General features: G+C 69.8%; 12 protein-coding genes and 1 tRNA gene. 5 read left to right on the top strand and 8 right to left on the bottom strand.

Annotated elements, in window-relative coordinates:
• Positions 1 to 3: 3 nt before the first annotated feature.
• Both Voc01_RS06395 and Voc01_RS06390 read left to right on the top strand, forming a co-directional pair.
• Complete coding sequence (locus Voc01_RS06395; protein WP_203926318.1) at positions 4 to 279, top strand: hypothetical protein; 276 nt, start codon at positions 4 to 6, stop codon at positions 277 to 279.
• Between the two features lie 2 nt (positions 280 to 281).
• Positions 282 to 929: an aminodeoxychorismate/anthranilate synthase component II gene (locus tag Voc01_RS06390; protein ID WP_203926317.1), complete on the top strand. Its 648-nt coding sequence runs from the start codon at positions 282 to 284 to the stop codon at positions 927 to 929.
• A gap of 52 nt (positions 930 to 981) precedes the next feature.
• Here the strand turns inward: Voc01_RS06390 and pknB are convergent, their stop codons facing one another.
• From pknB to Voc01_RS54420, 7 genes are all read right to left on the bottom strand, one after another.
• On the bottom strand, positions 982 to 2,724 hold the full coding sequence (gene pknB / locus Voc01_RS06385; protein ID WP_203926316.1) for a Stk1 family PASTA domain-containing Ser/Thr kinase: 1,743 nt from the start codon (positions 2,722 to 2,724) through the stop codon (positions 982 to 984).
• Between the two features lie 255 nt (positions 2,725 to 2,979).
• A complete protein-coding gene (locus Voc01_RS55055) occupies positions 2,980 to 4,914 on the bottom strand; it encodes a serine/threonine-protein kinase (RefSeq protein WP_445009823.1) in 1,935 nt (644 codons plus the stop codon).
• Positions 4,915 to 4,963: 49 nt separating this feature from the next.
• Positions 4,964 to 6,469, bottom strand: a complete 1,506-nt coding sequence (locus Voc01_RS06375; protein ID WP_203926315.1) for a peptidoglycan D,D-transpeptidase FtsI family protein — start codon at positions 6,467 to 6,469, stop codon at positions 4,964 to 4,966.
• Positions 6,466 to 7,986: an FtsW/RodA/SpoVE family cell cycle protein gene (locus Voc01_RS06370; RefSeq protein ID WP_373873785.1), complete on the bottom strand. Its 1,521-nt coding sequence runs from the start codon at positions 7,984 to 7,986 to the stop codon at positions 6,466 to 6,468. The genes Voc01_RS06375 and Voc01_RS06370 overlap by 4 nt, the downstream gene beginning before the upstream one ends.
• A gap of 74 nt (positions 7,987 to 8,060) precedes the next feature.
• A complete protein-coding gene (locus Voc01_RS06365; protein ID WP_203926314.1) occupies positions 8,061 to 9,473 on the bottom strand; it encodes a PP2C family protein-serine/threonine phosphatase in 1,413 nt (470 codons plus the stop codon).
• Positions 9,470 to 9,958, bottom strand: coding sequence for an FHA domain-containing protein FhaB/FipA (locus Voc01_RS06360; protein ID WP_203926313.1), 489 nt, complete (start codon positions 9,956 to 9,958; stop codon positions 9,470 to 9,472). The genes Voc01_RS06365 and Voc01_RS06360 overlap by 4 nt, the downstream gene beginning before the upstream one ends.
• Positions 9,959 to 10,081: 123 nt before the next feature.
• Positions 10,082 to 10,873, bottom strand: coding sequence for an FHA domain-containing protein (locus Voc01_RS54420; protein WP_445009822.1), 792 nt, complete (start codon positions 10,871 to 10,873; stop codon positions 10,082 to 10,084).
• Positions 10,874 to 11,050: 177 nt separating this feature from the next.
• On the opposite strand from Voc01_RS54420, the gene Voc01_RS06350 reads away from it, so the two are divergent.
• The 3 genes from Voc01_RS06350 (at position 11,051) to Voc01_RS06340 (ending at position 13,220) form a co-directional block, all read left to right on the top strand.
• Positions 11,051 to 11,133: transfer RNA gene (locus Voc01_RS06350), tRNA-Leu, on the top strand.
• A 216-nt stretch (positions 11,134 to 11,349) separates the two neighbouring features.
• Positions 11,350 to 12,417, top strand: coding sequence for an NAD-dependent epimerase/dehydratase family protein (locus Voc01_RS06345; protein ID WP_203926311.1), 1,068 nt, complete (start codon positions 11,350 to 11,352; stop codon positions 12,415 to 12,417).
• A complete protein-coding gene (locus Voc01_RS06340) occupies positions 12,414 to 13,220 on the top strand; it encodes a WecB/TagA/CpsF family glycosyltransferase (RefSeq protein WP_239160000.1) in 807 nt (268 codons plus the stop codon). Before Voc01_RS06345 ends, Voc01_RS06340 begins: the two co-directional genes overlap by 4 nt.
• On the opposite strand, the gene Voc01_RS06335 is transcribed toward Voc01_RS06340, so the two are convergent.
• Positions 13,221 to 16,499 carry a S8 family peptidase gene (locus tag Voc01_RS06335; protein WP_203926310.1) on the bottom strand — a complete coding sequence of 1,093 codons (3,279 nt, stop codon included), beginning with the start codon at positions 16,497 to 16,499 and terminating at the stop codon, positions 13,221 to 13,223.
• Between the last annotated feature and the right edge of the window lie 40 nt (positions 16,500 to 16,539).

Below are 16,539 nucleotides of genomic sequence, written 5' to 3'. Positions count from 1 at the left end.
CGCGTGTACGCGTGGATCTGGCGGAAGCTGCCGTTCGGGGTCCCGGGCAAGATCATCGGGTCGTTGCTCCTGGTGACGCTCGTGGTCGGCGCTCTGTGGTTCTGGGGCTTCCCGGCCGCTGAACCCCTACTGCCGTTCGACGACGTGAACGTCACCGACGAGGGTGGCGACCCGGGTGGCGGCGGTCCCGCCGGAACCGACCCGTCCGGTGGCCTTCCGGGCGACGAGCACGACCTTCCATACTCGACGGAGTCGAACGAACCCTCACCGGGAAGGTGATCGTGCGCGTCCTCGTCATCGACAACTACGACTCGTTCGTGTTCAACCTCGTCCAGTACCTCGGCCAGCTCGGTGTCGAGTGCGAGGTGCGGCGCAACGACGAGATCTCCGTGGCCGACGTCGGCCGGTTGCGGCCCGCCGGGGTCCTGCTTTCTCCGGGACCGGGGACGCCGCAGCGCGCCGGCATCTGCATGAAGGTGATCGAGGAGTACGCCGGCGAGCTGCCGATCTTCGGCGTGTGCCTCGGACACCAGGCGTTCGGCGCCGTGTACGGCGGGGTCGTCGACCGGGCTCCCGAACTGCTGCACGGCAAGACGTCGCTGGTCCACCACACCGGTGCGGGTGTGCTGGCCGGGCTGCCCAGCCCGTTCACCGCGACCCGGTACCACTCGCTCGCCGTCGACGAGGCCACGCTGTCCGCGGAGATCGAGGTCACCGGGCGCACGGAGTCCGGCATCGTGATGGCGATGCGCCACCGCACGCTGCCCATCGAGGGCGTGCAGTTCCACCCCGAGTCGGTGCTCACCCAGGGCGGGCACCTCATGCTCGCGAACTGGGTGGCGGCCTGCGGTCACCCGTCTGCGCTCGACCGGGCACCCGCGCTGGCCGACGAGGTCGAGGCGCGACGGCTGGGAGCGTTCGCGGTCTGATGTGCGAAAGGCCGCTCCCCGGGTGGGGCGCGGCCTTCGCGTTGCTATGGCGTCAGCCGCCGTTGCCGCTGCTCGACGACGCCGACGGGTTGCTCGGACCGGGGTTCGGGTTGTTCTGCCTCGTTCCGATCGTCAGCGTGATGCTGATGTTCTTGAACTGGGTCGAGTCGGCGTTCGGGGTCTGGCTGATGACCTTGCCGACCTGGTCGTCGTCGGTGGTCCCGCGCTCTTTGATGGTGACCTTGTTCACGTCGAAGCCGGCCTTGGCCAGCGCCTGCTTCGCCTCGCTCTCGTTCATGCCCGAGAGGTTCGGCATCTTGCGCTGGTTGTCCTTCGAGATGTTGATGACGACGACCGAGTTGACGTCGACCGCCGCACCCGCACCGGGCGAGGTGCCGACGACCGTGCCCTGCTTCTCCGTGCTGTCGACCGGCTGGACCTGTGCGGTCAGCTTGTTGTCGCGGAGCGCCTTCTCGGCCTCGGCCTGGGTCTTGCCGCGGAGGTCGGGCACCGTGGCCTTGTCGGGCGCCGTGCACACCTGGAACGTCACGTTCGAACCCTCGGCCACCTTCGTGTTCGCCGCCGGGTCCTGCTTGATGACCTTGTTGAGGCTCGTCGCCTGCTGGCACTCGCTGGTGCTCTGTTGTGTTCCGGAGAGGCCCTCGGCGTCGAGGAGGCTGTTCGCGTCGGCGACCGTCTTACCGGCGAGGTCGGGCACCGTGACGTCGGACGACTGGTTGGCCAGCACCAGGCCGAGCCCCAGCACCCCCAGCGCGAGCATGCCGAGCACGGTGATCAGCACCACCAGTGCGGTGCTGCCCTTCTTCTGGCGCTGCGGCGGGGGGACCCGCGCCGGCGGCCGCGTCATCGTCCCGGTCATCGGCCGCTGGGTGGGCGCCATCATCGCGGTGCGCTCGGCCTCGGTCATCACCGGCGGCGCCGACACCGGCCGGCCCGCGGCCGCCCGGAGCAGGTCGTTGCGCATCTCGCCGGCGCTCTGGTACCGGTTGGCCGGGTTCTTCGACAGCGCCTTGAGCACCACCGAGTCGACGTCGGGGGTGACGTCGGGGTTCAGCTCGCTGGGCGCGCGGGGGTCCTCCCGCACGTGCTGGTACGCGACGCTGACCGGGTTGTCACCGATGAACGGCGGTTGCCCGGTGAGCAGTTCGAAGATCACGCAGCCGGTCGCGTAGACGTCGCTGCGGGCGTCGACGGCCTCGCCGCGCGCCTGTTCCGGCGACAGGTACTGCGCCGTTCCGATGACCGCCGACGTCTGGGTCATCGTGCTGGCGCCGCTGGCCAGCGCCCGCGCGATGCCGAAGTCCATGACCTTGACCTGGCCGGTCTGCGTGAGCATCACGTTGCCGGGCTTGATGTCGCGGTGGATGATGCTGTGCCGGTGGCTGAAGTCGAGCGCGGAGCAGATGTCGGCCACGATCTCCAGCGCCCGGCGCTGCTGGATGCGGCCCTCGATGGCCAGCACCTCTTTCAGGGTGCGACCGTTGACGTACTCCATGACGATGTACGGCAGTTCCTCGCCGGTGGGAGCGTGCTCCTCACCGGTGTCGTAGACCGCCACGATCGCCGGGTGGTTCAGCGAGGCGGCGTTCTGTGCCTCGCGCCGGAACCGGAGCTGGAACGTGGCGTCACGGGCCAGGTCGTGCCGGAGGGTCTTGATCGCGACGTCGCGACCGAGCCGCGTATCGCGGCCACGGTGCACCTCAGCCATGCCGCCGAAGCCGAGTAGCTCGCCGACCTGGTACCTCCCGCCGAGGAGGCGGGCCTGCGCGGTCATCTCGTCTCGCGTCCTTCGGTCATCGTCTCTAAGCCTGCCACAGTACTTTCCGCCCGTTGGCACCGGTGGACCCTGCGTGCCACGCTCGTCACCTACCGGCGCCGCTCCCCGACCGACCGCGCCTCCGGCCTACCTGCCGCCCGCCTACCGGCGAGCTGAACCAACTCCCGCCTACCGGCGGGCTGAACACCTTCCCCGCCTACCGGCGGGCTGAACACCTTCCCCGCCTACCGGCGGGCTGAACACCTTCCCCGCCTACCGGCGGGATTGGCAGTTGTTGAACGGGAAACCGCCGGTGCACGTCGGGTTGGGGCCGCCGGTCTGGCCGCCTCCGCCCGAGCCGCGCCCGTTGCTCACCTTCACCTCGATCTCGCTGCCCTTCGGTTGCGGACCACAGGGGCTCACGTCGACCACGGTGCCGGCACGGGCGCTGTCAGCGACCTCCGTCTCCTTCACCTTGAAACCGTCCGTGTTCTCCAAATGGTTGCGGACACCGGCGATCGGTTTTCCGCGCAATCCGTCACAGTCGACGGTCTCGGTCTCGCCGGTGGGCGGCGCGTTGGTCGCGGTCGCCGTGGCGGTCGGTTCCTTCGGGTCGTCGTCGCCGCCCAGGCTGTTCACCAGGAACACGCCGCCGCCGATGCACAGGATCAGCGCCAGTGCGGCGATGCCCGCGATCGCGGCGATCACGCCCGGCTTGCGCCGGTTGAGCAGCCCGCCACCGCCACCCGCGCCGCCGCTGCCACCGCCGGCGGGCGCGTTCTGCTGAGCGCCGGGAACCATGCTGGTCTGTACGTACGTGTACCCGGTATCGGATGCCTGCTGGGGCGGTGGTGGCACACCGGCCGCGCCGCGGGCGAACTGTCCGGGCGGCGGAGGCGGACCACCGGGAGCACCCGGCCCGCCCGGGCCGACCGGTCCGGTCATCCCGCCGGCGGGCATGACCCGGGTGCCGCTGGCGCCCGTCTCACCCGGCTTCGGACCCTCTTCGTACGGCGCGCCCGAGGTGGGCGGCGGGAACGCGTCGGGCGGCCCGGACGTCGGACCGGGCTGGAAGCCACCACCGGGGGGACCCGACGTGGGACCGGGCTGGAAGCCACCACCGGGCGGACTCGACGTGGGACCGGCCTGGAAGCCACCACCGGGCGGACCCGACGTGGGACCGGCCTGCATGCCGACCGGCGCACCGGCCGGACCCGGCTGGAAGCTCGACGCCGGCGTACCCGGCGCACCCGACACGGGACCGGGTGGGCCCGACATCGGCGCACCGGGCATACCGGACACCGGCGCCGCGACCGGTGAACCCGGCACCATCGGCGACCCGGGCATGCCGCTCGGCGGCACGGCCGGCCGCGCGGCGGTGCTCGCCGCGGCCAGCTGACCGGCGGCCCGCCGGGCCACCTGGCCGAGCGTCGCCGCACTCGGGTACCGCTGGCTCGGGTCCTTGGACATGGCCGTGTCGACGATCTGCCGGGCCGGCCCCGGAATGTCCGGCGGCAGCGGCGGCGGCTGGTCACGCACGTGCCGCATGGCGATCTCGAGCGGGTTCTCCCCCTCGAACGGACGCCGGCCGGAAAGGCACTGGTACGCCACCACGCCGAGCGCGTACACGTCGGACAGCGGTGTGGCGCCCTGGCCGGACGCCTGCTCCGGCGAGATGTACGACGCCGTGCCCAGCACCGAACCGGCCGCGGTGAGCTGGCCGACGGCCGCCGAGCGGGCGATGCCGAAGTCGGTGAGCACGAGCGTGCCGTTCGGACGCACGAGCAGGTTGCCCGGCTTCACGTCACGGTGCACGATGCCCTTCTCGTGGGCGGCGTGCAGCGCGTCGGCCGCCTGGGCCATGAGCGCCATCGTGCGGGCCGGTGTCAGCCGCCCCACCCGCGACAGCGTGCGCGACAGCGCGTCGCCCTCGATGTACTCCATCACCAGGAACGCGGTGTCGTTCTCGTTGCCGTAGTCGTAGACGTCGACCACACCGGGGTGGTTGATCGTGGCCATGGTGCGCGCCTCGCCGCGGAAGCGCTCGGCGAAGCCGGGCTCCTCCACCAGCGCCTGCAGCAGCACCTTGACCGCCACTGTGCGGCCGAGCACCTCGTCGGTCGCCCGCCAGACGTCGCCCATGCCGCCACCGGCGATGCGCTCGTCCAGGCGGTATCGACCGCCCAACATCGTGCCTGGACTCAGCATGATGATCTCCGTCCGGTCTTTCTGGCGCCTGTGCGTCCGTTGTGGTCCATCACGCGAGACCCTTCTCGGCGATGTACGCCTTCATGATCTGGCCGGCGATCCGCGCCGCCTCGGCACTTCCGCCCTTGCCGGCGTTCTCGAGGAACACCGTGGTGGCGATGACCGGCTTGCCGTTCTTCATCGCGAACGCGATGAACCAGCCGTGCGACTCCTGCTCGGTGGCGTTCTCGGCGGTACCGGTCTTGCCGCCGACCTGGAAGCCGCTGATCCGGGCGTTCTTGCCGCTGCCCTTCTCCACAACGCTGATCATCATCGTCTGCAGGTCCTTGGCCTGCTGCTCGCTGATGCTGCGGCGGAGCTCCTTGGGCTGGGCGGTGTAGTGGACCGTCGTCAGGTCGGCCGCCTTCAGCTGCTGCACCAGGTAGGGGCGCATCTGGGAGCCGTTGTTCGCGACGGATGCCGCGATCATCGCGCCCTGTAGCGGGGTCATCACCACCTCGAACTGACCGATGGACGACTGGGCGGTCGCCGCCGGGTCGTTCTTGCCCGGTGTGTTGGTCATCGATCCGACGGTGCTCTCCGCAACACGGAAGCAGGTGTTCTTCTCGTCACGGTCGATCGTCGGGGTGGACTCGAACCCGAACTTCGTGGCCATCGCGCGGATCTTCTCGGCGCCGAGCACCTCGGCCCCGTACTTGGCGAACATCGTGTTGCACGACTCGGTGAGCCCCTGGATCAGCGTGGTGGTCGGCTCCGGGCAGATGTTCGAGCTGGCGTTCTTGATGAAGAACCCACCGGTCTGCGGCGGCTCGTACCGCGGGCCGGCCGGCAGCACGCTGTTCGGCGTCTCACCGTTCTCGAGCATCGCGGCGGCCATGACGACCTTGAACGTCGAACCCGGCGGGAACCGCTCGGAGAACGCGCGGTTGCGCAGCGGCTTGTTCGGGTCCTTGTCGAGCGCGGTCTGCGCGTTGAACGCCGCGGTGCGGTCGTGGGTCGACACCACGTTCGGGTCGTAGCTGGGGATCGACGCGGCCGCGAGGATCGCACCGGTCGACGGGTCGATGGCGACCGCGGCGGCCTTCTGCACGCCGTTCTTGTTCTTCAGCAGCTCGTTGTACGCCGTCTCCTGCGCCGACTTGGAGACGCTCATGACGACGTTGCCGCCGGGCTTCTGGCCGGAGAACATCTCGGTGATGCGGTCGGCGACCTGCGAGTCGGCGTTGCCGTTGAGGTACTCGTTCTCGAGCTTCTCGATCGCGGTGGCGCCCAGGGTCACGCTCTTGTACCCGACGAGGTGCGCGTACGGCGCGCCCTTCGGGTAGGTGCGCTGGAACTTGAGCTCCCCGGTGGTCGGTACGCTCTGCGCCACCGCCTCGTCACCGACGATGACCTTGCCGCGCTCGACCTCGTACTCGCTCTGGAGCACGCGGCCGTTGTAGTCGCTGGTGCGGTACTCCTTGGCGCGGACACCCTGCACCCAGTTGAGGTTCGCGAAGAGCAGGCCGAAGAGGACCAACACCACGACTCCGACCCGTCGCAGTGGCGCGTTCATCTGATCATCTCCGTCGGGGCCTCGTGCAGTCTCGCCGGTGGGGTGCCGCGGCCGCCGGACACGCCGACGGTGGCACTGGTGGACGCGGGATTACGTGCCGCTGCTGAAATACGCAGCAGCAGCGCGATCAGGATCCAGTTGGACATCAGGGACGATCCTCCGGCCGACATGAACGGGGTGGTCTGGCCGGTCAGTGGGATCAGCCTCGTGATGCCTCCGATGATGACGAACAGCTGCAAGGCGACGGTGAATGCCATGCCACCGGCGAACAGCTTGCCGAACGAGTCACGCACGCCGAGGGCCGCCCGCAGGCCGCGCTCGACGACCAACAGGTACAGCACCAGCAGCGCGGTGAGCCCGAACAGCCCGATCTCCTCGCCCACCCCGGCGAAGATCAGGTCGCTGTGCACCTCGGGGATCTCTTCCGGGTAGCCCTTGCCGGGACCGGCGCCGAAGAGCCCGCCGGTACCGAGTCCGAGCAGTGACTGCACCAGCTGGTAACCGTCGTCGTACGGACGGTTGCCCGAGAACGGGTCGAGCCAGATCTCGGCCCGCTGGTAGAAGTTCGCGAACGGGCCGCCGATGGCCGCGCCGAGGAAGTAGGCCGAGATGACCCCGCCGAAGAACATGCCGAGACCGATGATCAGCCAGCTGCTGCGCTCGGTGGCGATGTACAGGGTCACCACGAACATGCCGAAGTACATCAGCGAGGTGCCGAGGTCCTTCGAGACGACGAGGACCATCAGGCTGAGCAGCCAGACGGTGACCACCGGGCCGAGGTCACGGGCCCGGGGGAAGTCGATACCCATGAACCGCTTGCTCGCCAGTGACAGCAGCTCCCGCTTGCGCACCAGGTACACCGCGAAGAACACCAGCAGCATGACCTTGGCGAACTCGCCGGGCTGGATGCTGAAGCCGCCGACCTTGATCCACAGCTTGGCGCCGTTGATCTCGGAGAACCGCGCCGGCAGCACCACCGGGATCATGACCAGGACGATGCCGCCGAGGCCCAGGGTGTAGGCGTACCGCGACAGCGTGCGGTGGTCGCGCACCAGTACCAGGACGATCATCGCCAGCACCACGGCGATCAGGGTCCACAGCAGCTGGCGGCCGCCCCACCCGCCGAAGACCGACGGGTCGGCGCGGTCGGCCGCGTCGGCGCCGACCAGGTCGACCCGGCGCAGGTACGTGACGCCGATGCCGTTGATCAGGGCAACCGTCGGCAGCAGCACGGGGTCGGCGTACGGCGCGAAGAACCTGATGACGAAGTGCGCGCCGACGAAGATCGCGGTCAGGATCGCCGTCGGCACCCAGAAGTCGCTGGTGATCTCCTCCAGGGCACCGGCCTCCATCGCGGCCGAGTATCCGAGGAGCAGGAGCATCGAGAATCCGAGCAGCGCCAGCTCGACGTTGCGACGGGTGCGCGGCCGGCGCCCGGTCGACGCCGACTGGCCGGCCGACCCGGGAGCAGTGCTCGCGGGCGGCGGCTGGGGAGCCGGAGCGGCGGGGGCGGTCACGTCAGTTCCTTCAGTCTTTCTTCCGGGCTTTCGATCGGGTCAGCTTCATTCGACGTCGGTGCGGGCTCAGCGGTTCAGGGGTTCCGGCAATTTGTCGGTGACGGGGTGGGCTGCGCGTTGGCCGACGTGGCCGACGGGTCCGGTGTGACCGACGGCGAACCCGATGCCGACCCGTCCAGCGTGCCGGTGGGGGTCGACGGTGCCGCCGACGACGCCGAGCCCGACGGGTAGTCATTCGGATCAGGGTCGGGTCCGGATGGCGTGGGGCCGGGTGGGCAGGCCTTCAGCTGGTCGGTGGTCAGCTGGTCCATCTTCCGCTCCGCGTCGGCCTCGCTGTTCGCGGCGATGCCCTTGCGCACGGCGTCCTGCGCGACGTTGTTGAGGTCGTCGATGTTGGTGTCGCTGCGCTTGTGCTCGGAGTTGAAGTGCAGGCCGGCGATCTCGGCGGGCACACCCTGGAAGACGGCCACCGTGCCGTCTTCGGTGACACCGACGTAGTAGCGGGTCTGGGTGTAGTAGTAGCCGCCGTACAGGCCGCCGCCGAGGAGCAGCACGAGGATCGCGGTGACGGTGAGCGCGCGGAGCGGGTGGCGGCGCGGGCGGTCGTCATCGTCGTCGTCGTTGTTCGCCGGTTCCGCCTCGGGCACCGGTGAGCGTGGCGTGGTGACCGCGGACGCCCGCGCGGCGGACATCGTCTCGTCGGCCGAGGTGGCCATGCCGCGGTCGCGTGCGGCGGCGCCGCCGACGATCGGCACCGACTCGGTGATGTCGCCGGTGGTGACGTCGGCGACGATCACGGTGATGTTGTCGGGACCACCGCCGCGCAGTGCCAGCTGCACCAGCCGCTCGGCGCACTGGTTGGCGTCGACGTACTCGCGCAGCGTCGCCGCGATGGTCTCGGCGCTGACCACGCCGGAGAGACCGTCGCTGCACAGCATGTACCGGTCGCCGGGGTGTGCCTCGCGAACCGAGTACTCGGGCTCGGCGTCGCGCCCGTCGAGGGCGCGGTAGAGAAGGTGCCGTTGCGGGTGGCTGTCGGCTTCCTCCGGCGTGATGCGGCCCTCGTCGATCAGCATCTGGACGTACGTGTCGTCCTTCGTGATCTGGCCGAACTCGCCGTCCCGGAGCATGTATGCCCGGGAGTCGCCGATGTGCACCATCCCGATGCGGCTCCCGGAGAAGAGCATGGCGGTGAGGGTGGTGCCCATGCCCTCCATCGCCGGGTTCGCGTCGACGGTGTCGCGTAACTGCTGGTTGGCGGATTCGACCACGCCGCGCAGTGCGTCGAGGAGCGCGCCACCGGGCACGTCCTCGTCGAGGGGCGCCATGGTGCCGATGACGATGTTGCTCGCGACGTCACCGGCGGCCATGCCACCCATGCCGTCGGCAACAGCGAGCAGCCGCGGTCCTGCATACACGGAGTCCTGGTTCCCGCTCCGGATGAGGCCGCGGTCGCTGCGCGCTGCGTACCGCAGAGTAAGTGTCATGGCCGTAACTCGAGTGATGTGCGGCCGATCCGGATCGGCACGCCGAGGGGGACGGGGGTGGGTGCGGAAACCTTGCCGCGGTCCAGGTAGGTGCCGTTCGTGGAGCCCAGGTCTTCGATGTACCACTGACCGGCGCGGGGAACGAGCCGGGCATGCCGCGAGGAGGCGTAGTCATCGGTGATGACCAGGGTGGAGTCCTCCGCGCGCCCGATCGAGATGGTGGCCTCGCTCAGGGTGATGCGGGTACCGGCCAGCGCGCCAGCGGTGACGACCAGCTGGCGCGCGACCTTGCCGCGGCGGGCGCGTGCGGGACGACCCGCCGGCGCGGCGGCCGGCACACCGACGCCGCGGGGAGCGGCCACGATGCGACTGGCCCGGGAGCCGGCGAACATGTCTCGACGGATCACACCGACCACGGTGAAGACGAAGATCCACAGCAGCACGAGAAACCCGTACCGTGCCACGGTGAGGACGAACTCCGGCATGGACCGCCTATCCCTGGGTGGGGTGGGACACCGCGTGGATGGTCACCGCGACTTCGGACACAACTGTCTTCGCCACCAATGTGATGGACACCGGACCGGTGGACACCAGGTGAATGAACACCGTTAGTCCAACCGGAAGGTCAGAGTCGTGGTGCCGAGCTGCACCACGTCGCCGCCGTTGAGCGCCACGGCCGAGACGCGCTGGCCGTTGACCATCGTGCCGTTCGTGGAGCCGAGGTCGGTGAGGACGACCTGGGATCCGTCGAAGTCGAGCCGGGCGTGCCGGCGCGAGATACCGACGTCGGGCAGCCGCAGGTTCGCCTGATCGCCCCGGCCGATGACGGTCGAGCCGATCGAGAGCGGATATGCGCGCCCGTCGCTCGACATCAGTCTCACGTTACGGGCCGGCCCACCGGGCCCGGCCGGCGCCCCACCGGGGAATCCCTGGCCCTGGCCGCCGTAGCCACCGTCGCCGCCGTAGCCACCCTGGCCGGGCGCGACCGGACCGACGTCGCCGCCGGTGTAGACCTCGGCGGTGACCCGGAACATGCCGGTGTCGAGGCCCTCGCCCCGCTCGATCTCGACGATCACGTCGCCGTACACGGTCCAGCCCTGCTCGCCGATGAACTCGGCCTGCGACTGCGCGAGCTCCTGGGCAAGGGCGGCGGCATACGGAGCCAACCGGCTGTGATCGTACGGCGACAGATCGATCACGTACCTGTTCGGAACCAACGTTCGTCCACCGGCGAGGATGGCTTTGTGCGCCTCCGCCTCCCGTTGCATGGCGTTGAGGATCTCCACAGGGTGGACGACCCCCTTGAAGACTTTGGCGAAGGCCCCCTCGACCAGACCTTCCAGGCGCTTCTCGAAGCGCTGTAGCACACTCACCGGCTCCTCCTCGGGTCCCGAGGACATGATGGTATCCGTCGACCGCACTCCGCTATGCACGACGGACTGCCACCTCGTGCTACTCTTCCGGGGCGTCAGCGGCCAACGGTAGCGCGAAAGCGCTAGGAACCAGTGCTGAGCGGCCTGAAATGCAGTTGAAATCGGGTGTCGCAACAGTGCTATAACAGTGGTCGCGAGTCTCCCGGGGAAGTGGCGGAATGGCAGACGCGCACGGTTCAGGTCCGTGTGCCCGAAAGGGCGTGGGGGTTCAACTCCCCCCTTCCCCACGAGTTGTCAGGTGGTCTCTGTTCGCGGAACGCGCGAACCGGGGCCACCTCGTCATATCTGCTCCGGGGGCCGAGCCCCCGGACACCCCGCGCAGGTCGGTGGCCGCTCCCCACCGAAAAGCGCAACCTCTCCAGTAGGCCCTCTCCGCACGCCGGGGGTCCTTCGTTATGTTTACCGGCGGCTCAGGAGTCCCAGTCCGAGGGAGCGAAGGTGACATGGGTGTTGCGGTAGTGACCGGGTCGGCCGGTCTGATCGGTTCGGAGGCGGTGCGCCACTTCGCCGGTCTCGGTCTCGACGTGGTCGGTATCGACAACGACATGCGCCGCGAGTTCTTCGGCGCGGAGGCGTCGACGGCGTGGAACGTCGTCCGGCTCACGGATGAGCTGGGCGACTCGTACAGCCACTACAACGTCGACATCCGCAACCGAGCCGACCTGGCGAAGATCTTCGCCAGGTACGGGCGCGACGTCGCCGTCGTGATCCACACGGCCGCGCAGCCCAGCCACGACTGGGCGCTGCGCGACCCGTACACCGACTTCGACATCAACGCCGGCGGCACGCTCAACATCCTGCAGAACGTGCGCGAGCACTGCATCGAGGCGCCGGTGATCCACTGCTCCACCAACAAGGTGTACGGCGACCGGCCCAACACGCTGCCGCTCACCGAGCAGGAGACGCGCTGGGAGATCGACCCGGCGCACCCGTACGCCAACGGCATCGCCGAGGACATGTCGATCGACGCGTGCCTGCACTCGGTGTTCGGCGCGTCGAAGGTGGCGGCCGACATCATGGTGCAGGAGTACGGCCGCTACTTCGGCATGAAGACGGCCTGCTTCCGGGGTGGAACCCTGACGGGACCGGCGCACAGCGCCACCGAGCTCCACGGCTTCCTCGGCTACGTGATGCGCTGCAACATGGAGCGCCGCACGTACAAGATCTTCGGATACAAGGGCAAGATGGTCCGCGACGCCATCCACAGTCACGATGTGGTCTCGGCGTTCGAGGCGTTCTTCCGCAACCCCCGCTCGGCCGCGGTCTACAACCTCGGCGGCGGGCGCTTCTCGAACACGTCGCACCTGGAGGCGTTCGCGCTCGCCGAGAAGATCAGCGGTGTCGAGATGCAGACTGAGTATGTCGAGACGAACCGCGTCGGCGACCACATGTGGTGGATCGGGTCGAACGCCGCGTTCCAGGCCGACTACCCGGAGTGGAAGCAGGCCTACGACGTCCCGGCGATCATGCAGGAGATCTACGAGGCGAACGTGGACCGGTGGCAGCCGTGATCGACAAGGGTAAGAACAGCGTCCTCGGCGTCATGGTCGACGCCGTCGACTACGAGGCCGCCACCGACAAGGTCCTCGCCGCCGCGCGTGAGGGGCGGCCGCTCGCGGTCACCGCGCTCGCGGTGCACGGGGTCATGACCGGCGTGCAGGACAAGGCCCACAACGCCCGTCTCAACTCCTTCGACCTGGTGACCCCCGACGGCCAGCCGGTGCGCTGGGCGCTCAACTCGCTGCACCACGCGGCCCTGGTCGACCGGGTCTACGGGCCCGAGCTCACCAACCGGGTGCTGATCAAGGCGGCCGAGGAGGGCCTACCGGTATATCTGTACGGGTCCACCGAGCCGACGCTCGAACGGCTCATCGCCGCGTTGCACGTGAAACTGCCCGGTTTGAAGATCGCCGGGTCGGAGCCGTCGAAGTTCCGCACGGCCGGGCCGGGCGAGCCGGAGCAGATCGCCGGCCGCATCCGGGCGTCGGGTGCCCGCATCGTGCTGGTCGGGCTCGGCTGCCCGCGTCAGGAGCAGTTCGTGTACGCGATGCGCCCCCTGATCGACGCTCCGCTGCTGGCCGTGGGTGCCGCGTTCGACTACCACGCCGGTCAGCTGAAGAACCCTCCGCCGTGGATGCAGAAGCGCGGCCTGGAGTGGCTGTGGCGGCTGGGACTGGAACCGAAGCGGCTGTGGCGCCGGTACCTGATCCTGAACCCGATCTACCTGGCCCGCCTCACCGCGCAGAAGACGAAGGTGTGGAAAGCGGCCCCGCCGCCACCGGCAGCGGAGCCGCTCACCTCATTCCCCGTCTAGTCAGGCGATTTCATACGCACGGATGACCGTCTGCTTGACGGTGTTGCCGGCAGTGTCGGCCGACGAGGTCCGGAGCGACACGAACCCGGCCCTGGCGGGGTGCTTCAGCAGCACCACGCCGTTCTGGCCCGAGCGCACCACGGGCGCTCTGCTCCAGGTGGCGCCGTCGTCGTAGGACACCTCGACGGTCAGCGTGCGGGCCCGACCGGCCGCGGAGTTGGGCTGCCGCTGCACCTCGACCGGCACCAACCAGACCTTCCCGGCGGGTGCGGTGTTGGTCGGGCTCAGCGGCGGCGCGAACCGCACCACCGACAGCGGCAGGTATCCCGGCTCGGTTCCCGTCACGGTCGCCGAGCGGAAGGTCCACTCGGTGTTCACCCTCGTCGACAACTTGTTCGGTGCGGGCCGGTTGGCGTCGATCTTCACGGTGAAGGCCGCGTCGCCGGGCGGGACCTCGGGCAGGTAGGCACCCACCGACGGCTGGTCGAAGATCACCTGACCGTTTCGGGTGACGACCGTGCGCCCCGTCGAGTTCGAGAACCCGGTCCAGTTGCCCGCGCCCGCGAACTGCCCGACACCGAAGAGCATCTCGTCGCCCAGTCGCGCGGCGATGTCGAACGGGCCGAACGCCGGCCCGAACACCGCCGCGTTCACCCGCTCCGACGTCGTGCGGCCGGCCTGGAACGCGGTCGGCACCGAGGTGTGGACGTTGACCGGCTCCAGCCAGTCACCCTCGTACAGGTCCCTCGTCCAGGTGAGGCCCGGCTTCACCGCGAAGTGGTCGATGCGCTTGCCGGGAAGCGTGACCGGCATGACCCGACCGACCGACTGCCCGCCCGACTCGAAGCCGCCGAACGTCGACGTCGAGCCCGCCGGTATCCCCTGTGCGGAGTACGCGGTCTCGACCCGGGCCAGGTCGCGGTCGGTGAACCGGCCCGCGTACCCGGCCGGCGCGTGGCCCTTGAACTCCTCGGCCAGGAAGTAGGCGTAGGGGCTGGGCGTCACCAGCGGGCCCTCGTCCGGCACCGGTCCCCTGACCAGCTGGGAACCGATCGACGACGCCAGCGACGGCTCCCGCTCGGCCGGGTCGACCTGGCCGACGAACATCCCGTCGAGGCTGGAGTCGAAGAGGATGAAGCTGGCGCCCCACTCGGGTGCCTTGTTGAAGGTCAGATCGATGTAGCCCACGACCTGTTCCGCGTCGGCCGCCGGCACGCTCACGGACACCGGCTTCGCGACCCGCGCGTCGACGGTCAGCGTGAGGGCGCGGTCGACCACGACGGTCGTGTCGACCACCCGCCACCACTTCAGCGCGTCGAGGTCGTAGATGTCGCCGATGAGGGCGTACCGGCCCTTGGGCACCCGCGCCTCGATCGCGCCCGGCGAGTCGAGCCTGACCACGTTGCCCGTGTCGAGGTTGACCAGCAGCGCGGAGCCGTCGGTGGTCGGCTTCCCGGACGCGTCGATCCGGTTCACCGTGACGGTGTAGCTCTCGATCTCCTTGTCCACCGCGAACGGCGTCACCACCTGGGCGGTGCCGGCGGTCGCGACGATCCGGCCGCCCAACCGCCCGTCCGGAGCGTTCGCGCGGGTGTCGGAGGTCAGGGTGACGTCGGCGGTTCCGCCGGCCGGCACGGTGACGGTGGTCGCCGACAGGCTGAACAGGCCGGCCGGCAGGGTGCCGTCGAGCCGCAGGGTGAGCGTGACCTCGGCCGTACCGGCGTTCCGGTAGGTGACCGTGCGCGCGTCCGGCTCGTCGTCGTTGTGCGGCCACTGCTTCATCCCGAAGCTGACGCTCGCCGGGCTCGACGTCACCGTCTGGGTGATCGAGCGGGCGACGTCGACCCGGCCCGCGCCCTGCGCGTAGACCCCGATCTCCGGATTCGGCTTCGCCGATCCCATCAGCGCGGCCTTGATCTCCGTCGCGGTCCAGGTGGGGTGCTGCTGCGCCAGGATCGCCGCCGACCCCGCCACGTGCGGCGTGGCCATCGAGGTGCCCGACGCCGAGAAGTGCGTGGTTCCCGGCGGTGCGCCGACCTCGGCACTGCGGCTGAGCGCCGCGGTGATGTCGACGCCCGGCGCGGTGATGTCGGGCTTCAACGCCGAGTCGCCGACCCGCGGGCCGCGGCTCGAGAACGGCGCCAGGCCGTCGGACTTGTCGACCGCGCCGACGGTGAGCGCCGCGTCGGTGCTGCCCGGTGATGCGACGCTGGCCTCGCGCGGGTCGTTGCCGGCCGCGATCACGAAGAGCATCCCGAACTCGGTGGTGAGCCGCTCGACGGCGGCCTCGACCGGGTCCTGCTCGGGGGTGTCGTAGCCGCCCAGGCTGACGTTCGCCACCTTCGCGCCCTGCTCGGCCGCCCACTGCATCCCGGCGATGATCGACGAGTCGGAGCAGTCCTCGATGCTGCAGACCTTCGCCGCCAGCAGCGACGCGCCCGGTGCCACACCCTTGTAACCGCCCGGTGCGGCGCCGGTGCTGGCGATCGTCGCCGCGACGTGGGTGCCGTGACCCACGAGGTCGGCGTTGTCCGGGTCGGTCGTGAAGTTCTCCGCCGCCACGACGCGTCCGACCAGGTCGGGGTGACCGCCGTCGACGCCGCTGTCGACCACGGCCACCTTGATGCCGCTGCCATCGAGGCCGGCGGCCCACGCCGCCGGCGCGCCGATCTGCGGCACGCTGTCCTTCAGGACCGGCTTGCGCTTGCCGTCCAACCAGATCTTCGACGCCTGCCCACCGCGAGTCGTGCCCTCCGCGCGCACGCTCGCCGCCAGGCTCTTCCACGCGGCACCGATGGTGTTCTTGGCGACCGTGACCGCGGTGCCACCGGGGATCGTGCGCACGACGCTGACCCCGGCCGGTGCCGACCGCGCGCTGCTGGCCGCACCCGTGACGATCAGCGGGAGGTCGCCGCGCTTGTCGTCGTAGCCGAACTCGACCAGGCCGGTGATGTCGAACAGTCGGGAGTCGACGGTGCCGGCCTGCAGCAGCGGCCGCACGTCACCCGGCACCACCCGCAGGCGGCCGTCGATCCTGGCGGCGTCGAACGTGATCCGCCCGCGGCCGGGACCGGGCTCGATCCGCAGCCGGTCGGAGCCGCTGACGACGACCTTGTCGCCGGTGATCAGCGTGACCGTCACCGGCTCGTTGCCCTTCCGGTCCGGCGTGTCGAACGTGCCCGGGCCGGCCAGCGCGACACCCGGCGCGCCGATCAGCGCCGCGGGGGCGAGCAGGAGGGCGGCCAGCATGACGCCGGTCGCTCTGGTTCGGGATCGCATCCGCTCTCCAGTCATGTCGATGGATGTCCTATCCATCGAC

This window comes from Virgisporangium ochraceum, assembly GCF_016863655.1.
Classification (GTDB): Bacteria; Actinomycetota; Actinomycetes; order Mycobacteriales; family Micromonosporaceae; genus Virgisporangium; species Virgisporangium ochraceum.
The sequence above is the reverse complement of the archived record's forward strand: the minus strand, read 5'-3'. Positions and strand labels throughout refer to the sequence as shown.

Coding starts and splice junctions, on each gene's coding strand:
- pknB (WP_203926316.1), bottom strand. CDS start 2,724: ATGACCGCGCAGGCCCGCCTCCTCGGCGGGAGGTACCAGGTCGGCGAG.
- Voc01_RS55055 (WP_445009823.1), bottom strand. CDS start 4,914: ATGCTGAGTCCAGGCACGATGTTGGGCGGTCGATACCGCCTGGACGAG.
- Voc01_RS06375 (WP_203926315.1), bottom strand. CDS start 6,469: ATGAACGCGCCACTGCGACGGGTCGGAGTCGTGGTGTTGGTCCTCTTC.
- Voc01_RS06365 (WP_203926314.1), bottom strand. CDS start 9,473: ATGACACTTACTCTGCGGTACGCAGCGCGCAGCGACCGCGGCCTCATC.
- Voc01_RS06360 (WP_203926313.1), bottom strand. CDS start 9,958: ATGCCGGAGTTCGTCCTCACCGTGGCACGGTACGGGTTTCTCGTGCTG.
- Voc01_RS54420 (WP_445009822.1), bottom strand. CDS start 10,873: ATGTCCTCGGGACCCGAGGAGGAGCCGGTGAGTGTGCTACAGCGCTTC.
- Voc01_RS06345 (WP_203926311.1), top strand. CDS start 11,350: ATGGGTGTTGCGGTAGTGACCGGGTCGGCCGGTCTGATCGGTTCGGAG.
- Voc01_RS06335 (WP_203926310.1), bottom strand. CDS start 16,499: ATGCGATCCCGAACCAGAGCGACCGGCGTCATGCTGGCCGCCCTCCTG.